This is a genomic window from Bacillus sp. EB106-04-04-XG123 (assembly GCF_058791855.1).
Map to the genome: position 1 here is coordinate 592,032 of NZ_JBYTDZ010000001.1, position 14,872 is coordinate 606,903.

General features: G+C 40.7%; 17 protein-coding genes and 2 riboswitches. Of the genes, 4 read left to right on the forward strand and 13 right to left on the reverse strand.

All coding sequences use genetic code 11. The features are described 5' to 3' along the window. Positions 1–23: 23 nt before the first annotated feature. The 9 genes from AC3WTB_RS03020 to AC3WTB_RS03060 all read right to left on the reverse strand — a co-directional run bounded on the left by AC3WTB_RS03020 (position 24) and on the right by AC3WTB_RS03060 (position 6,919). A complete protein-coding gene (locus AC3WTB_RS03020) occupies positions 24–422 on the reverse strand; it encodes a hypothetical protein (protein WP_059376903.1) in 399 nt (132 codons plus the stop codon). Between the two features lie 290 nt (positions 423–712). After that, positions 713–2,071 (reverse strand): magnesium transporter, encoded by a 1,359-nt coding sequence (gene mgtE / locus AC3WTB_RS03025; protein ID WP_048238682.1) that lies wholly within the window; start codon positions 2,069–2,071, stop codon positions 713–715. A gap of 208 nt (positions 2,072–2,279) precedes the next feature. Continuing rightward, positions 2,280–2,444: riboswitch (M-box (ykoK) riboswitch) on the reverse strand. A 133-nt stretch (positions 2,445–2,577) separates the two neighbouring features. Further along, positions 2,578–2,718 carry a hypothetical protein gene (locus AC3WTB_RS03030; RefSeq protein ID WP_180272400.1) on the reverse strand — a complete coding sequence of 47 codons (141 nt, stop codon included), beginning with the start codon at positions 2,716–2,718 and terminating at the stop codon, positions 2,578–2,580. 76 nt (positions 2,719–2,794) lie between these two features. Next, on the reverse strand, positions 2,795–3,313 hold the full coding sequence (locus AC3WTB_RS03035) for a PepSY domain-containing protein (protein WP_039178030.1): 519 nt from the start codon (positions 3,311–3,313) through the stop codon (positions 2,795–2,797). 93 nt (positions 3,314–3,406) lie between these two features. Next, entirely contained in the window at positions 3,407–4,096 is a 690-nt protein-coding gene (locus tag AC3WTB_RS03040; RefSeq protein WP_492333280.1) for a PepSY domain-containing protein, read from the reverse strand. A gap of 66 nt (positions 4,097–4,162) precedes the next feature. After that, positions 4,163–5,512, reverse strand: coding sequence for an ATP-binding protein (locus AC3WTB_RS03045; protein WP_492333281.1), 1,350 nt, complete (start codon positions 5,510–5,512; stop codon positions 4,163–4,165). A 3-nt stretch (positions 5,513–5,515) separates the two neighbouring features. Then, complete coding sequence (locus AC3WTB_RS03050; RefSeq protein ID WP_039178024.1) at positions 5,516–6,202, reverse strand: response regulator transcription factor; 687 nt, start codon at positions 6,200–6,202, stop codon at positions 5,516–5,518. Positions 6,203–6,415: 213 nt separating this feature from the next. After that, positions 6,416–6,619, reverse strand: a complete 204-nt coding sequence (locus tag AC3WTB_RS03055) for a helix-turn-helix transcriptional regulator (RefSeq protein ID WP_039178022.1) — start codon at positions 6,617–6,619, stop codon at positions 6,416–6,418. Beyond that, the gene (locus AC3WTB_RS03060) at positions 6,620–6,919 is read right to left on the reverse strand and encodes a hypothetical protein (RefSeq protein ID WP_039178021.1); all 300 of its coding nucleotides are present in this window, start codon (positions 6,917–6,919) and stop codon (positions 6,620–6,622) included. A 452-nt stretch (positions 6,920–7,371) separates the two neighbouring features. On the opposite strand from AC3WTB_RS03060, the gene AC3WTB_RS03065 reads away from it, so the two are divergent. The 3 genes from AC3WTB_RS03065 (at position 7,372) to guaD (ending at position 11,684) form a co-directional block, all read left to right on the forward strand. Beyond that, positions 7,372–8,331, forward strand: a complete 960-nt coding sequence (locus AC3WTB_RS03065; RefSeq protein ID WP_492333282.1) for a S8 family peptidase — start codon at positions 7,372–7,374, stop codon at positions 8,329–8,331. A 112-nt stretch (positions 8,332–8,443) separates the two neighbouring features. Beyond that, a riboswitch (cobalamin riboswitch) is annotated at positions 8,444–8,635 on the forward strand. Between the two features lie 150 nt (positions 8,636–8,785). Next, positions 8,786–11,074, forward strand: coding sequence for a 5-methyltetrahydropteroyltriglutamate--homocysteine S-methyltransferase (gene metE / locus AC3WTB_RS03070; protein WP_144490636.1), 2,289 nt, complete (start codon positions 8,786–8,788; stop codon positions 11,072–11,074). 139 nt (positions 11,075–11,213) lie between these two features. Continuing rightward, positions 11,214–11,684, forward strand: coding sequence for a guanine deaminase (gene guaD / locus AC3WTB_RS03075; RefSeq protein ID WP_039178016.1), 471 nt, complete (start codon positions 11,214–11,216; stop codon positions 11,682–11,684). A 238-nt stretch (positions 11,685–11,922) separates the two neighbouring features. On the opposite strand, the gene ohrB is transcribed toward guaD, so the two are convergent. Next, entirely contained in the window at positions 11,923–12,339 is a 417-nt protein-coding gene (ohrB, locus tag AC3WTB_RS03080) for an organic hydroperoxide resistance protein OhrB (RefSeq protein WP_034281509.1), read from the reverse strand. A 161-nt stretch (positions 12,340–12,500) separates the two neighbouring features. On the opposite strand from ohrB, the gene AC3WTB_RS03085 reads away from it, so the two are divergent. Further along, positions 12,501–12,947, forward strand: coding sequence for a MarR family winged helix-turn-helix transcriptional regulator (locus AC3WTB_RS03085; RefSeq protein WP_039178012.1), 447 nt, complete (start codon positions 12,501–12,503; stop codon positions 12,945–12,947). Positions 12,948–12,982: 35 nt separating this feature from the next. Here the strand turns inward: AC3WTB_RS03085 and AC3WTB_RS03090 are convergent, their stop codons facing one another. From AC3WTB_RS03090 to AC3WTB_RS03100, 3 genes are all read right to left on the reverse strand, one after another. Next, positions 12,983–13,411, reverse strand: a complete 429-nt coding sequence (locus AC3WTB_RS03090; protein ID WP_024424643.1) for an organic hydroperoxide resistance protein — start codon at positions 13,409–13,411, stop codon at positions 12,983–12,985. Between the two features lie 169 nt (positions 13,412–13,580). Further along, positions 13,581–13,715 carry a hypothetical protein gene (locus tag AC3WTB_RS03095; protein ID WP_024424642.1) on the reverse strand — a complete coding sequence of 45 codons (135 nt, stop codon included), beginning with the start codon at positions 13,713–13,715 and terminating at the stop codon, positions 13,581–13,583. Next, positions 13,705–14,841, reverse strand: coding sequence for a Rap family tetratricopeptide repeat protein (locus AC3WTB_RS03100; protein ID WP_039178008.1), 1,137 nt, complete (start codon positions 14,839–14,841; stop codon positions 13,705–13,707). The genes AC3WTB_RS03095 and AC3WTB_RS03100 overlap by 11 nt, the downstream gene beginning before the upstream one ends. Positions 14,842–14,872: the final 31 nt, after the last annotated feature.

Here is a 14,872-nt window from a genome sequence, read left to right on the forward strand (position 1 = left end):
TCCTTTTAAATATACCTTGACTTTTATTTAGAGGATGCCTCAGACCCTTCAACAACCCCTACAAAGTCAATTCGCACACCGCCTCTTTCTGGATCTTCTTTCACCCGGAGGGCAAGTGCCTTTTTCTTCCCGGTTTTTGCATCTTCATAATTCGCATGGAACACATGAATGCTGGCTTCTTCCAATTGAAAGTCCTCATAAGAAAGTGTGTCTATGCCCCATTCTTTTTTCAATTTCAGAATGTCATTTGGGCTCGGGACCGCACCTTCGACGTAGACGTCTTCCATTTTTCTTTTATTTCCTTCAGTGATGGCTTCAAGCATATGCTCTGCAGCCACTAGCCTCCGATCTTTCCCCTCGTCTTCCCTTTGACATGCATTCAGCAAAAGCAAACACATCAAAATGAATAAAAACTTCTTCATGTTTCTCTCCCACCTTCTCCTTAAAATGTAAAGGATGGAAGCGCTATATGCAATCTTTATACAAAAAAAGCCTGTAAAACATCATGTTTTACAGGCTTAGATTGTGGACAAAGGATGGTCCTTTGTCTACCTTTCAGCACGATCTGAAAACCTTTGAAGTCTAGGAAGGACGAGTACCGGAGCGGAGCGAATTGAACATTCGTGAGCACCGGCACGCAAGGACCGACACCGAATGCAAGGGTTTGTCAACGCGCTGAGACTGTAAAACATCATGTTTTACAGTCTTCTTGCTACATAAGTGTATGGAGGAATGCTGTCGCAATTCCAAAATAGATGAGCAGTGATAAAATATCATTCAATGTTGTAATAAGCGGCCCAGATGCAATAGCAGGGTCGACGTTTAATCTGTGTAAAATAATAGGCACGATCGTACCTGCCATCGTTCCAATAATCAGTGTGGCAAGTAGTGAGGACCCGACAACAAAACCTAAAATCATATTGCCCTGCCACACCATTGCGACGACTGTAATAATGATGGAACAGACAATCCCAATGTAAATACTGGTTCGGAGCTCTCTAAAAATCAGGCGTACAATGGTTTTTTTAGTTAATTCCTCTTTTGAAAGTCCTCTAATGACGACCGCTAGCGACTGTGTCCCTGTATTCCCTGTCATCCCAGCAATCATTGGCATGAAGAAGGCTAAAGCGACGACTTGCTGAAGGGTATCTTCAAAGTAATTTAAAATACTGCCTGAAATCAGCCCAATGAATAAGAGCAAAATGAGCCACGGGAGACGTCGGTATGCTGCAACAAAAGCGGGCGTGTCGAATGTTATATCTTTACCAGAGGCTGCGAACTTCTCATAGTCTTCTCCTGCCTCTTGGATGACGACATCAATGATATCATCGACTGTGACGATTCCGACGAGGACATTGTTCTCTTCCACGACAGGAATGGCAAGAAAATCATACCGTTCAATCAGCTTGGCGATTTCTTCCTGATCCTGAAAGGCTCCAACGGCAATGACTCTTGTAAACATAAGATCCTGCACTTTTTCATCTGGTTCACCTAAAATGAGATCGCGGTAGGACAGAACCCCTACAAGCTGCTTTTGATCGTTAATGACATATAAATAGTTGATCGATTCTGCAATTTCAGCAAAGCTTTTCAACTTCACAACTGCGTCCTGAACCGTATAGTGCTGAGGAATCCATACGTACCGGTTGGTCATAATCCGGCCTGCTGTCTCAGCAGGATAATTCATGAGAAGCTGGACGGCCTTTGATTCCTCTGCCTCCATGTTTGATAAAAGCTGATCTTTCAGCTCATCATCCATTTCATCAAACAAGTTGGCTAGGTCATCGTTATCCATTTTGTTTGTGACGAAGGTGGCTTTGTCTTTCCCTACTTTTTCAAGCACAATTTCTTGGTACTCGCGCTCAAGCTCACCCATCATTTCCGTCACATCATCGACTGTTAAAAAGCTAAGGAAGCGGCCGCGGTGTTTTTCTGGAAGTTCTTTAAATAAATAGGCCATATCATATGGCTGAAGTTCTTCCATAATGTTTTTGAATTCTTTGCGTTTGCCATCTCTTAACAAAATAATGATTCTTAAAATGAGTTCATCGTACGTAATGTTCTGTATCATCGCTGTTACCTCCCCAAAGTCAGGAGATACCCGAATCCCTTAGAATGTGCGGGGGTCAGGATCTCCTCTGTCTGATGCGTCAATCTGATCTTTTGACATACTCTCTATGTGTCTCGAATCGGGATGATCCATCCCCACACCTCCTTTTCTCATAAAAAAGCACCTTCAACCGAATGAAGGCGCTTTGTAAGCATGACAAAATAAACACTTGCTCCTTCAATCGTAGAGCTTTAGCACTGTATGGCATAGGATAAAATCCAGCTGCATTAAAAATCACCTTATGTCGATGATTTCTGTTGACCCATTGGCGTCTTTGGACATTTTTGGGCAGCAGCGTATCTCCATACAGGAGCCTCACCTAACGAAGTCTCATATTGTTAACACACTGAGATTACAGAAAAAGCGGAATGATGTCAATAAGCAAGATGCCAAGTATTCTTATGTATTCGCTTACTTTTCAAAAAAAGAGCGATGGACAGCTCTTGCCATCGCCCTTTCCTGTCTTTTTATTCCTCTTCCGGCTGATTCATATCCTCTTGGGAGAGGAGATGAAAGGAATCATGCAAAAACAAAGCATATCCTTCTCCATCAGGATGCGGAACGTATTCCGCATAATCCATTGTCTGCTCTTCTTCTTTTTTCTTCATATTCTCTCGCCTCCTTTCCCGTAGTTTGTCCCAATGAAAAAACCTTACACATGAAAGTGTAAGGTTTGATGATGGCTTAATCATCCCATTCTTGCTTCAGGATTTTGCCCGTTTTAGCGGAAATCTCAAAATCAACTTCCTCGCCGCTTGGTGTTGTGATTTCAACTTCATAGATGTACACACCATTTTCTTTATCTAGATCAGAATCGGTGACTGTGCCTTTTACTTTTGCAAGAGCAATTTTTTCAGCTTGTTTTTTCGTGATCTTCACATTCTGTTTCTTTTCTTTGACTGGATCATTCAGCGCTTTTCCAGTTTTTGCATCGACATATACTTTATATTCAAAGCCGCCTTTTTTAATCTCGACCTCATACACCCATTTTCCTTTTTTACGCTCAAGATCCACATCGTCTACATAGCCTTTCACCACTTTTAAGGCTGCTTTTTCAGCTTGTTTCTTTGAAACAAAAGACGATTTCTTTTGCACGACTTGCTCGGCGTTTGCTGTTTGATTTGTATTTTGCGCTTGAAGTGTGAAACCACCTGCGACAAGAGTTCCCGTTAATGCTGTAGCTACTAGTACTTTTTTCATCATGTTCATTTCCTCCTCTTTTTGATTTCTTCTATATCTTAAGAAAACAAGATGATAAAGGAAGGAAAGAAACATGAGAATATCATGAGAAAAGGATTAGTTTTCGTACGTAATGCCCTCAATGTCTCCTGTATAGGCGTTCACAAGTACCTCTGCCTCTCTGCCGTCAGGCAAATCCAGCTCCACCTCAAAAACGAGCATACCGCTGAATGTTTCAAGATCGGCATCATCCACTGTTCCGCCAACTTCTTTGACGGCAATTTGGATCGCTTCCTCGACAGTGATTTTTGTGAGCTTCTTTTCTTTAGAGGTTGGTTTTTTCTTTTCTGCTTCAAGCACCTTGAATGACTGTTTGTCGACCTCGACTTGATACAATTCTTTTTTTGATTGGATGGTAAAAATAAAACGATCTGTCGTCTCTTTTTTTTGAATGACGGTTCCGCTCACCTTTTTTACAGCCGCCTCTTCTGCCTGGAGCTCAGCATTTTTTTCATTCGGCTTCTGATAGCTTTTTAACTGTCTAATTTCTTTCATTTGACCGCTTGAAGAAGATGCAATGATTTGGTAGATGCCATTTGCATTTTCCAGCGTCAATGTATAGTCCTGTTTATGGTTGATTAAATCAATATGAGTAATGTTTCCATTGTAGTCTTTTGCGATCATTTTTTTCATTTCTGCTTCACTTAATATTTTATGATCAATGGTTTGGATCATGAGCATTGCAAAGGCCGCAAGAATTGCAAGACATCCTGCGAGCGCAAGCACCATTTTCGTTTTTCTAGACATGCAGCGCCTCCTTCCTATTTCCTATTTTATAAGGAGGAAATGAGAAATTGATGAGAAAAGACCCATTTATTTCTGAAAAAGAATGGTCATGGCTGTCCCTTCGCCGATACGGCTGTCTACCTTCAGCTCGGCCCCATGTTCTTCTGCAATTTGCTTCGCAATTGAAAGACCAAGACCGGTTCCGCCCGTCTCGCTGTTTCTCGCTTCATCCACACGGAAAAAGCGGTCAAAGATTTTCGGCAGATCATCTTCTTTTATACCGATTCCTTGATCAATCACTGAAATAAACGGCTTGTCTCCTGCCCATCCGCAGGTCACATCAACTGGCTCTCTACTATATTTGACCGCATTATCAATTAAGATGGTCAAAAGCTGTTTGATTTTCTCTTCGTCTCCTTCTGCGATCAGCGGCTGATCTGTCTGCACATGAAATTGAATCGTTCGATTGGTGGCCACCTCAAGTGTATGACATAGCTGCTTGCACAAATGACCAAGATCAACCGGCTTCATATCCAAGTATAACGGCTGACCGTTTTTCGCCAATGTCAGTAATTGATCTGTCAGTCTTTTCATTTTTTTCGCTTCATCATGAATCGCTTGGGAAGATTCTTCTACAACCTCTGGACGTGTTTGCCCCCAGCGTTTTAGTAAATTGCTGTAGCTCATAATGACGGTAATCGGAGTCTTTAATTCATGAGAGGCATCATGCAAAAATTGCTGTTCTTTTTCATAATGCTTCTCGAGAATCTCGGACATTTCATTAAAGGTTTGTCCCATTTGATATAGTTCATCCTTTGAATCGCCTGTTAATTCAATTCGTTTAAACGCCTTCTCTTTCATACTTGCCTTCATGGTACTCGTTATTCTGCTAATCGGCCGGACAATTTGCTTTGTTAACACGTGGCCTGCAAAATAGGAAAGCACAATAAACAAAACGCCGGTTGTGATTAAAATCATTTTTAATAACGCTAAGTTCTCTTCCGTATTTTCGATTTCTTCATATACTTGAAGCGACATAATCTCACCATTTGTCCAAATGACCGGAATAGCAGCGAACGCAACCATATGCTTATTGTATTCTTTGATTTCAGCCGTCTGGCCAGATTCGTATGTAAAAGGCAGTGAGCTAAACGTTGATTCCTTTGTGACAGTCAGTTTTGACTCTCCCGATTCTGTCACGACACGGATCATGCCATTTTGAGGCAGGTACGCCTTCAGCAGCTCCGAGGACGGAAGACCCTCTTCCTCTGATTTTTTTAAAGCAATGGCAATATTTTCAGCCACCTCAGACAAACGGGACATATCTTTTTGCGTCAAGGTCATCGAAAAAATAAAATAAATGGCTGTATGAAACAAGAGCACCATTAAAAACAAAGACAACGACGTATAAAGCTGAATCTTATTTTTTAATCTCATTCTTTATCCTTTCATCACATAACCCACACCTCTCACTGTGTGAATCAGCTGTTTTTCGAATGGGTAATCGATTTTTTTCCTTAAATAACGGATATAGACATCTACCACGTTTGTATCACCAAAATAATCAAAACCCCAAACCGCTGTTAAAAGCTGATCTCTTGTGAGCACTTGCTGCTGATGGTTCAGTAAGTGGACAAGCAGGTCATATTCTCTCGGCGTGAGTTCAAGCATTTGCCCAGCCCTTTGTATTTCTCTTGTTTTCTCGTTGACCGTTAAATCTGCTATGCTCAGCTCTGTCTCCTTTTCTTCTTGTGCATGTATATTCAGTCTTAGCTGCGCGCGAATTCGTGCTAATAATTCTTCTATGTCAAAAGGTTTTGTTATATAATCATTCGCCCCAAGATCGAGCCCGCTTACTTTATCAGGGACACTTCCCCTTGCTGTAATCAAAATAATGGGTGTCGCTGTATTTGTCTTTCGAACCCTTCTCAGCACTTCAAGACCGCTTAACTCTGGAAGCATAACGTCAAGCAGCACCAAATCAAAGCTGTCTTCTTCAAGAGCCTGAAGGCCGGCCATTCCTGTCTCTTTGACTGTCACCTCATATCCTTCATATTCAAGTTCAAGTGACAGCACCCTTGCGATTTTCTTTTCATCTTCGACTACGAGTATCTTCCCTTTGTTCATCTCTATCTCTCCTATCTGAAAGGCAAGCTTGTCTTTCCATTATTATATGTTGCCTTTCTCATTTGGAACAGTCACAATCTTCACATCTATTTTTTCATAAAAGAAGAAATATATTGAATGAAGTTGTTTTTTAACACAGTAACCGCACATCAATTGAAAGGAAAATAAAACGGCTAACCACTCAAAAAAAGACCTCATCTTGAGGCCTGTTGATTACTTTTTTATAGGTCTGCTGACAAAGAGCTGATCTACTGAAGTTCCTAAAACAAAAGCTATGTCAAAAGCTAATTGCAAAGTGGGGTCATATTTATCATTTTCGATCGCATTAATGGTTTGTCTCGACACCTTACAAAGTTTAGCTAATTCTTCTTGAGACAATTTATTAGATTTTCTTAGCTCTCTAATATGATTCTGCATTTAATCACCATATTTTTTTCTGTAAATGAGGAATGTGAATACATATATGATTGAAACCACAGACAGGAACGCGATAGGTGAAATCCCAATCCCCTGATTTGAGTTCCCTTGAATCGTTAGAAAGATATTTTGTGCGACTTCTAATAAAAGCATACCAAAAACCACAATAAACGCATAAGATTGAGCTTTCGAGTAAATAAATCTCTTTCGTTCATCACCCTTTTGAATCATCGAAGTGATCAAAATGAACAATCCGATCAATAATATTATAACTGAATAGACAACCTTTACGTAATCCAATCTTTAGTCCCCTTTCAAATAAAATGTCAAATACTCTTTACATTTATAATCATAGCATTAGTCCCTTAAATGTCAAATACTTTTTACATTTCTTATTCTTTATAAAGTTATCATTGAAAAGCAATAATCTGCTCTCATGGTTTATCTATTTTCTTCTCTTCTTTCATCTATTGATTCTTTTTCAATCTCCCTATTTTAGTTCTATTCACCCATTTTCATCTGTACAGGTGCAACCTCACTATGCAGCATTTCCTTCTTTTTCATATGATATCAAGAGTTTTCTTCAAAAGGTGAGCTCTTTCGTCAATAAGTGAGGAGAACTGCACTTTTGATAATAGATTGATTATTTGAAAAATTATTACAATTGACCCTTTCCGATCAAAAGTTTCTTTTATACAATAACATTACGCAGCCTGAATCTACTTTGAAAACAAAATAAGGAGGGCTTTCTTATGAAAGGTGAAATTCGCTTAATTCCGTATGAAGTAAAAGCCAATGTGATGGAAGCGAAAGAGACGCCGGAAAGTATTCAGGAGATTAAAGCACCCGAACTTTGGTCAAGTGGCTTCAAAGGAAAAGGCATAACCATTGCTGTCCTTGATACAGGCTGTGACACAGAGCATCCCGACTTAAAAGATCAGATTATCGGAGGAAAGAACTTTACCGACGATGACAATGGAGATGCTGAAAATGTCAAAGACTACAATGGGCATGGTACCCATGTAGCAGGAACGATTGCCGCAACAAATCAAAATGGCGGAATTTTAGGGGTTGCCCCTGAAGCCAAGCTGCTCATCGTGAAAGTTCTTGGCGGTGAAAATGGCAGCGGAAAATATGAATGGATCATTGATGGCATCAACTATGCTGCAGAGCAGAAAGTTGATATTATCTCCATGTCTCTCGGTGGTCCAAGCAATGAGCCAGCCCTGCAGGAAGCCATTCAAAATGCGGTAGAAAGCGGTGTGCTTGTTGTATGCGCAGCAGGAAATGAAGGGGACGGGGACGAGCGTACGGAAGAGTTCTCCTACCCAGCAGCATACAATGAGGTCATTGCCGTCGGTTCTGTTTCCCTTGCTAGAGAATCCTCTGAATTTTCTAATGCCAATAAAGAAATCGACCTCGTCGCTCCAGGAGAAGACATTTTATCCACTCTCCCTAATCATAAATATGGCAGGCTCACAGGGACTTCAATGGCTGCCCCTCACGTAAGCGGTGCACTAGCCATTATCAAAAATGCCGAAGAAGAAGCGTTCCAGCGCAAGCTGACAGAGCCTGAGATCTATGCTCAGCTTGTCAGAAGAACCCTTCCATTAAAACAGTCGAAAGCCCTTGTAGGGAATGGATTTTTATATTTAACTGCGCCTGATGTCCTTTTAGAAAAAACATTGGAAGCAGATCTTTTATCTCTATAGCTTAAATAGAGGTCCTGAGAAAAGTAAGAATTTTCTCAGGATTTTTTTAATTAAAATTATTCAAAATTTACTTTGACGAAATGAAGTGAACGTTATATAATCGAACACAATAAATTCATAGTTTGAGAGTCGGTAATTCGATTACACGTCGAATTTTAATTGGGAAGACCGGTGTAAATCCGGCGCGGTCCCGCCACTGTGAGTGAGGAGAGCTTTTCTCAGTAATCCACTGTCATTAAGATGGGAAGGATGAAAAGCTTGCAGATTCACCAGCCAGGATACCAGCCGCTCTATCACATCAAACCCCCTACGGTTGATAGGAGATGTCGGAAAAGCGTCAGTGATACTCACGCCTTATTTCGCACACACATTTTGTCTTTTAAACCAGACATTTACCTCATCAATCTTGATCATGAGCGTAAATGTCTTTTTATATTTAGAGGAGGAATTGGAATTGACAATTGTTAAAACAAGTAATCTAGGCTTTCCGCGAATTGGTTTAAACAGAGAATGGAAAAAAGCACTTGAGTCTTACTGGAAAGGTCAAACAGACCGCGAAACCCTCTTAGGCACACTGGATGAACAATTTTTAACTGCCATTAAAACACAAATCGATCAACAAATTGATGTTGTACCTTCTGGAGACTTTACCTTCTATGATCACGTACTGGATACTGCTGTTATGTTCAATTGGATTCCAGAGCGCTTCCGCAGCTTAAAAGACCCGCTAGATACATACTTCGCGATGGCAAGAGGAACAAAAGATGCCGTCTCAAGTGAAATGACAAAATGGTTTAATACAAACTATCACTACATCGTTCCAGAATACGAAAAAAGCACAGAATTTAAACTCACACACAACAAACCGCTTGAAGCTTACGAAAAGGTGAAAAAGGCATTTGGTGTTGAAACAAAACCGGTTGTACTCGGTCTTTATACATTTGTCTCACTTTCTAAAGGTTATGAAGCAAATGAAGTGAAAGAAATCCAGCAGCGTCTAGTGCCGCTTTATACGCAGCTTTTAAAAGAACTTGAAGAAGCCGGCGTCAAATGGGTTCAAATTGATGAACCTGCACTTGTCACAGCTTCAAGTGAAGACGTAAAATCCGTAAAAGAAATTTATCAAACGATCAAAGAAGCCGTACCTGGCTTGAACATTCTTCTTCAAACCTACTTTGATTCAGTAGATGCGTATGAAGAGCTTGTCACATATCCTGTTGAAGCAATCGGTCTTGATTTTGTCCATGATCAAGGGCGCAACCTGGATCAAGTGAAAAAGCACGGCTTCCCGAAAGATAAAATTTTAGCAGCTGGCATCATTGATGGAAGAAATATTTGGAGATCAGATCTTGGGGAAAGATTATCCTTTATTTCTGAAGTCATTGCTGAAGCACAGCCGAAAGAAGTGTGGCTGCAGCCATCAAGCAGCTTACTGCATGTACCAGTTGCCAAGCACCCAAGTGAACAGCTTGAAGAAAAACTATTAAACGGACTGTCTTATGCCACTGAAAAGCTGGCTGAATTGACATTATTAAAAGAAGGTTTAACAAAAGGAGCAGCTGCCATTGATGCCGACATTAACGAAGCAGCACAAGCACTTCTTACCTTAAAAGAGTTCGCAAAAGGAACAAATGCGGATCTAACAGCGGAACGTAACAATCTTTCATCGAAAGATTTTAAACGTCCAGTTGCCTTTGAAGAACGCCTTCGTATCCAAAACGAATCTCTTGAGCTCCCGCTTCTTCCAACCACAACGATTGGAAGCTTCCCGCAGTCTGCTGAAGTGCGCAGTGCTCGTCAAAAGTGGCGCAAAAATGAGTGGACAGATGCAGAGTATGATGAATTTATTAAGAAAGAAACAAAACGATGGATTGATATTCAAGAAGAAATTGGCCTGGATGTGCTCGTACATGGAGAATTTGAACGGACAGACATGGTTGAATACTTCGGTGAAAAGCTAGCAGGATTTGCCTTTACAAAATTTGCTTGGGTACAATCCTATGGATCACGCTGCGTGAAACCGCCAATCATTTATGGAGATGTAGAGTTTACAGAGCCAATGACAGTGAAAGAGACAGTTTACGCACAAAGTTTAACAGAGAAAAAAGTCAAAGGAATGCTGACAGGACCTGTTACCATCTTAAACTGGTCTTTCCCAAGAACGGATATCTCTCGAAAAGACATTGCTTTCCAAATCGCTTTCGCTTTGCGTAAAGAGGTAGAAGCTTTAGAGGCAGCTGGTATTCAAGTGATCCAAGTGGATGAGCCTGCGCTAAGAGAAGGACTTCCGCTCAAAGAAAGTGATTGGGCAGAATATTTAAACTGGGCAGCAGAGTCATTCCGTTTATCCACATCATCCGTTCAAAATGACACACAAATTCATACACATATGTGCTACAGTAACTTCGAAGATATTGTCGATACGATCGAAGACTTGGATGCTGACGTGATTACAATTGAACATTCACGCAGTCATGGCGGATTCCTCGATTACTTAGAAAAGCACCCGTATTTGAAAGGACTTGGACTAGGCGTTTATGACATCCATAGCCCGCGCGTTCCATCTGTTGAAGAAATGAGCGAAATCATTGATGATGCGCTAAACGTTTGTCCAACAGATCGTTTCTGGGTGAATCCGGATTGTGGGCTAAAAACTAGACAAGAGCCTGAAACCATTGCTGCTTTGAAAAACATGGTCACAGCTGCTGAAGTCGCTCGTAAAAAGCTGGCGCAGCACGCATAATTGAATGCCTCTCCCCTGCTGATGTGGCAGGGGTTTTTTTATGTGCAAATTGGCCTGTTCGATCTTCTACTATGAAGATTTCTTTTCTAGCATGATTCGTTTATACTAGAGAAGTCAGTCGAACAAAGGGAGGAAGACAATGAATCACGAAGATTTTTTACAACGCGCAATTGATCTTGCAGTAGAAGGAGTCAATAGTGGTACGGGCGGCCCTTTTGGAGCAGTCATTGTCAAGGATGGTCAGATTATTGCAGAGGGAAGCAACAATGTGACAACGAGTAATGACCCTACCGCACATGCAGAAGTCACAGCCATTCGAAATGCATGCCAAACTCTACATACATACCAATTAGAAGATTGCACTCTATACACAAGCTGCGAGCCTTGTCCGATGTGCCTTGGCGCTATTTACTGGGCTAGACCAAAAGCGGTGTATTTTGCTGCTGGACATCAGGATGCAGCGGATGCTGGTTTTGATGACTCGTTTATTTATGAAGAAATCAACAAAGAATACGAATCAAGAAATATACCATTTTACAAGCTGACACCTCAAAAAACCCTTGCGCCATTTGAAGCATGGGAAGCATACGATAAAAAGAAAGAATATTAAAAAAAGACACCTGCTCGTAAGCAGGTGTTGCGAATTGTTGACAAAGGGCTAAAATGGTTTTTATTTTAGCCCTTTGTCTTCTATTCAGCGTGATAGAAAACCTTTGCAGTCTAGGAAGGGCGAGCACCGGAGCGGAGCGAATTCGACATTCATGAGCACCGGAGCGCAGACCTGACAAAGAATGCGAGGGTTTGTCTACACGCTGAGATACCTGCTCGTAAGCAGGTGTCTTCTACTATTACTCCGCCACTTCAAGCTCTACTTCAATGTTCCCTCTTGTTGCTTTTGAATATGGACAGAATTCATGTGCAGCATGGACAAGCTCTTTCACTTTGTCATGATCATGACCTTTCGCAGAGACAATCAGCTTTACGCCAAGCTTAAAGCCGCCGTCGCTTTCATCTTTTAAAAGACTGACATGTCCTTCTACTTCTGATTCAATTTCTATCCCTTGCTTCTTGGCTACCTGTTCAAGTGCTCCTCCGAAACAAGCTGCATAGCCTGCTGCAAATAATTGCTCTGGGTTTGTACCAGTCTCTCCATCTTTCTTTGCGTTAGGCATGACAATGTTATGATCGAGCACACCATCTTCTGAACGAACATGTCCAGCTCTTCCATGCTGCGCCTTTACTTTTGCTGTGAATAATGGTTTCATCTTCATCTCCTCCTTTATCTATTGATCCTTTTCACGTTCTATTCATTTCTCAAACATTTATCGCACATTGAACAATTTTTCATTTTTCGTCTGTATTTATTTTAAAAAGGAAGAAAATCTTATACAATGATAAGTATGACAAAAAATAGTTGGTGACTGACATGACAAATGAATTTGAACATATGAAGCTGGAAAATCAGCTTTGTTTCTTGTTATATGCAAGTTCACGAGAGATGACGAAGCAGTATAAACCGTTATTAGAAGAATTAAACATTACGTATCCGCAATATTTGGCACTGCTTTTATTGTGGGAGCATGGAACATTAAATGTGAAAACGATGGGAGAACTTCTCTATTTAGACTCCGGTACACTCACACCCATGCTGAAACGAATGGAGCAAAACGGACTCATTATCCGAGAACGCTCGAAAGAGGATGAGCGGTCTGTGCAAATTCGTTTAACGGAATATGGAGAACAGCTAAAAGAAAAGGCTACTGCAATTCCGTCTCACATGCTGACTGGGACAGGCAGATCAGAAGAAGAGCTAAAAATACTGCGCGCCTCTTTACATGAGCTTTTGCAAAATTTAACACAACCAAAAGGCTGAGGGAACGATCCCCTCAGCCTTTTATTGATGTCTAATTATTGTGCGACAGCTACTAGTTCTACTTCGATATTTCCTTGAGTTGCTTTTGAATATGGACATACACCGTGTGCTTTATGAACAAGTTCTTCTAATGCTGACTGCTCAATTCCAGTTCCCTTTACTTCTAATTGAACGCCTAGTTTGAAGCCGCCATCTGAACTGTCTTTTAATAAGCTGACATGTGCTGTTACTTCACTTTCAAAACGGATACGCTCTTGTCTTGCTACCATTTGAAGGGCAGAATCAAAACATGCAGAGTAGCCTGCTGCGAATAATTGCTCTGGATTTGTTGCTTTTTCAAGTTTTTTTGCTCTTGGTGTTCCAGGCATTGCTACATCATGCTCTAGTACACCATCTGTTGAAACAACCTTTCCTTCTCTTCCTCCGACAGCTGATACCGTTGCTGTAAATAAAACGTCTGACATGAATATAACCCTCTTTCTCTCCAATAATATTTTCTACAATTAAATTGTACACAATTTAAATTGCGGAGTCAATCAATAAATACTCTTTTTTAAGTTTTCCTCGCTTAACCCTTTTTATGAGCATGTCCCAAAATTGTTAGACATAAAAAAAGCCCTTTAACAAGGGCTTTTAGATCGTGTCATGCTGTGGATTCGGTTGTTCTAGCGTATGGTTTCTGTTATCTGGATCGGCATTTGCTGCTGCCAGCCACAATGCCATGATGGTGATGCTTGTACAGACGACTGCCCATTTTTTAAAATTCATATAAACAATCCCCTCTCTGAATATAGATTCGAGCATGTTCCGCTTCCCCATAGAACATGGAAGATTTTTCATAATCCCCCATTTCATTATAATACTTTGCGGTATCTAATGCCAGCTCCTCTATATCAGGATATGCATAGGCAGACTCTAAAAAATGGAAAATTCGTTTCATATGCTCCGCATCTTGTCTTAAATACAAAGCTTCTAGAAATATGGTTTTCTGAATATGAATGTCATCTTGAAGAGCTTCTGCTCGCTTCATACATTCTTCTCTGTAGTGTAATGCTTCTTCGTGTTTTCCTTGTTTGTATAATATCTGAGCGGCTGTATAAAGAGGGTCTATAGATCGACGAAGATGATCGGATTGATTTTGATCAAATAACGAGATGGATTCTTTCATTAATTCGAGTGCGCGGTCCAAGTCTCCCATTCGGTAATAACTGTTGCCCATATTAAATAAAGAGGAGGCAATAAAACGCACATTCTGAAACTCTCTTGATCTCGCAAGTGCTCTTTCGAGATGTGGTAATGCTTTTTCATGCCTTCTCATATCATCGTAGTTACCGGCCACAATAAATTGACACTGAATGGTGCGAAGCGCATACAGTTCATGCTGAACATAAACATCCAGCGCTAGTTTAGCATGGTGCATCGAGATATGTGTTTGTTTCATGTGGTAATATATTTCTGACATTTTAAAATGAAATTCCGCACGTTCAATATCATCTGATACAAAAGAAAGCTTATGCTCTGCCTTTTGATAAGACGATATGGCAGCAATATACTCCCTCCGTCCGAATTCATACATGCCTCTGAAAAAATGATAGTAGTATTCAAGCATGCCTGTGACATGCGTTTGATGCTCATCTATTTCTTTCGAAAGCTCGGAAAAGTTGGCGCGAAGCTTTCCTTCCTTTAATGGCTTTAAATAATCGAGCATGACCTCATGCCGAAATTCCATTAAAGAAAAATAGAGAAGCAAATTCTGATCTTCTTCCATTGAATCAAGAGAGGTGCGAATTTCCTGTTTTAACTGTTCTGCTTGTTCTGAATCAAATCTGCGGATTAATTCATACCACTTGTTGATTTTCACTCCAATATCCGAAGAGGGAATGATTTTCGCCATACGTTGCCTTCTCCAATCTTCTCAAAATATA

Bases quoted from the DNA above. Each gene is read 5' to 3' on its own strand.
- AC3WTB_RS03020 (WP_059376903.1), bottom strand. From the start codon at position 422: ATGAAGAAGTTTTTATTCATTTTGATGTGTTTGCTTTTGCTGAATGCA.
- mgtE (WP_048238682.1), bottom strand. From the start codon at position 2,071: ATGATACAGAACATTACGTACGATGAACTCATTTTAAGAATCATTATT.
- AC3WTB_RS03030 (WP_180272400.1), bottom strand. From the start codon at position 2,718: ATGAAGAAAAAAGAAGAAGAGCAGACAATGGATTATGCGGAATACGTT.
- AC3WTB_RS03035 (WP_039178030.1), bottom strand. From the start codon at position 3,313: ATGATGAAAAAAGTACTAGTAGCTACAGCATTAACGGGAACTCTTGTC.
- AC3WTB_RS03040 (WP_492333280.1), bottom strand. From the start codon at position 4,096: ATGTCTAGAAAAACGAAAATGGTGCTTGCGCTCGCAGGATGTCTTGCA.
- AC3WTB_RS03045 (WP_492333281.1), bottom strand. From the start codon at position 5,512: ATGAGATTAAAAAATAAGATTCAGCTTTATACGTCGTTGTCTTTGTTT.
- AC3WTB_RS03050 (WP_039178024.1), bottom strand. From the start codon at position 6,202: ATGAACAAAGGGAAGATACTCGTAGTCGAAGATGAAAAGAAAATCGCA.
- AC3WTB_RS03055 (WP_039178022.1), bottom strand. From the start codon at position 6,619: ATGCAGAATCATATTAGAGAGCTAAGAAAATCTAATAAATTGTCTCAA.
- AC3WTB_RS03065 (WP_492333282.1), top strand. From the start codon at position 7,372: ATGAAAGGTGAAATTCGCTTAATTCCGTATGAAGTAAAAGCCAATGTG.
- guaD (WP_039178016.1), top strand. From the start codon at position 11,214: ATGAATCACGAAGATTTTTTACAACGCGCAATTGATCTTGCAGTAGAA.
- ohrB (WP_034281509.1), bottom strand. From the start codon at position 12,339: ATGAAACCATTATTCACAGCAAAAGTAAAGGCGCAGCATGGAAGAGCT.
- AC3WTB_RS03085 (WP_039178012.1), top strand. From the start codon at position 12,501: ATGACAAATGAATTTGAACATATGAAGCTGGAAAATCAGCTTTGTTTC.
- AC3WTB_RS03090 (WP_024424643.1), bottom strand. From the start codon at position 13,411: ATGTCAGACGTTTTATTTACAGCAACGGTATCAGCTGTCGGAGGAAGA.
- AC3WTB_RS03095 (WP_024424642.1), bottom strand. From the start codon at position 13,715: ATGAATTTTAAAAAATGGGCAGTCGTCTGTACAAGCATCACCATCATG.
- AC3WTB_RS03100 (WP_039178008.1), bottom strand. From the start codon at position 14,841: ATGGCGAAAATCATTCCCTCTTCGGATATTGGAGTGAAAATCAACAAG.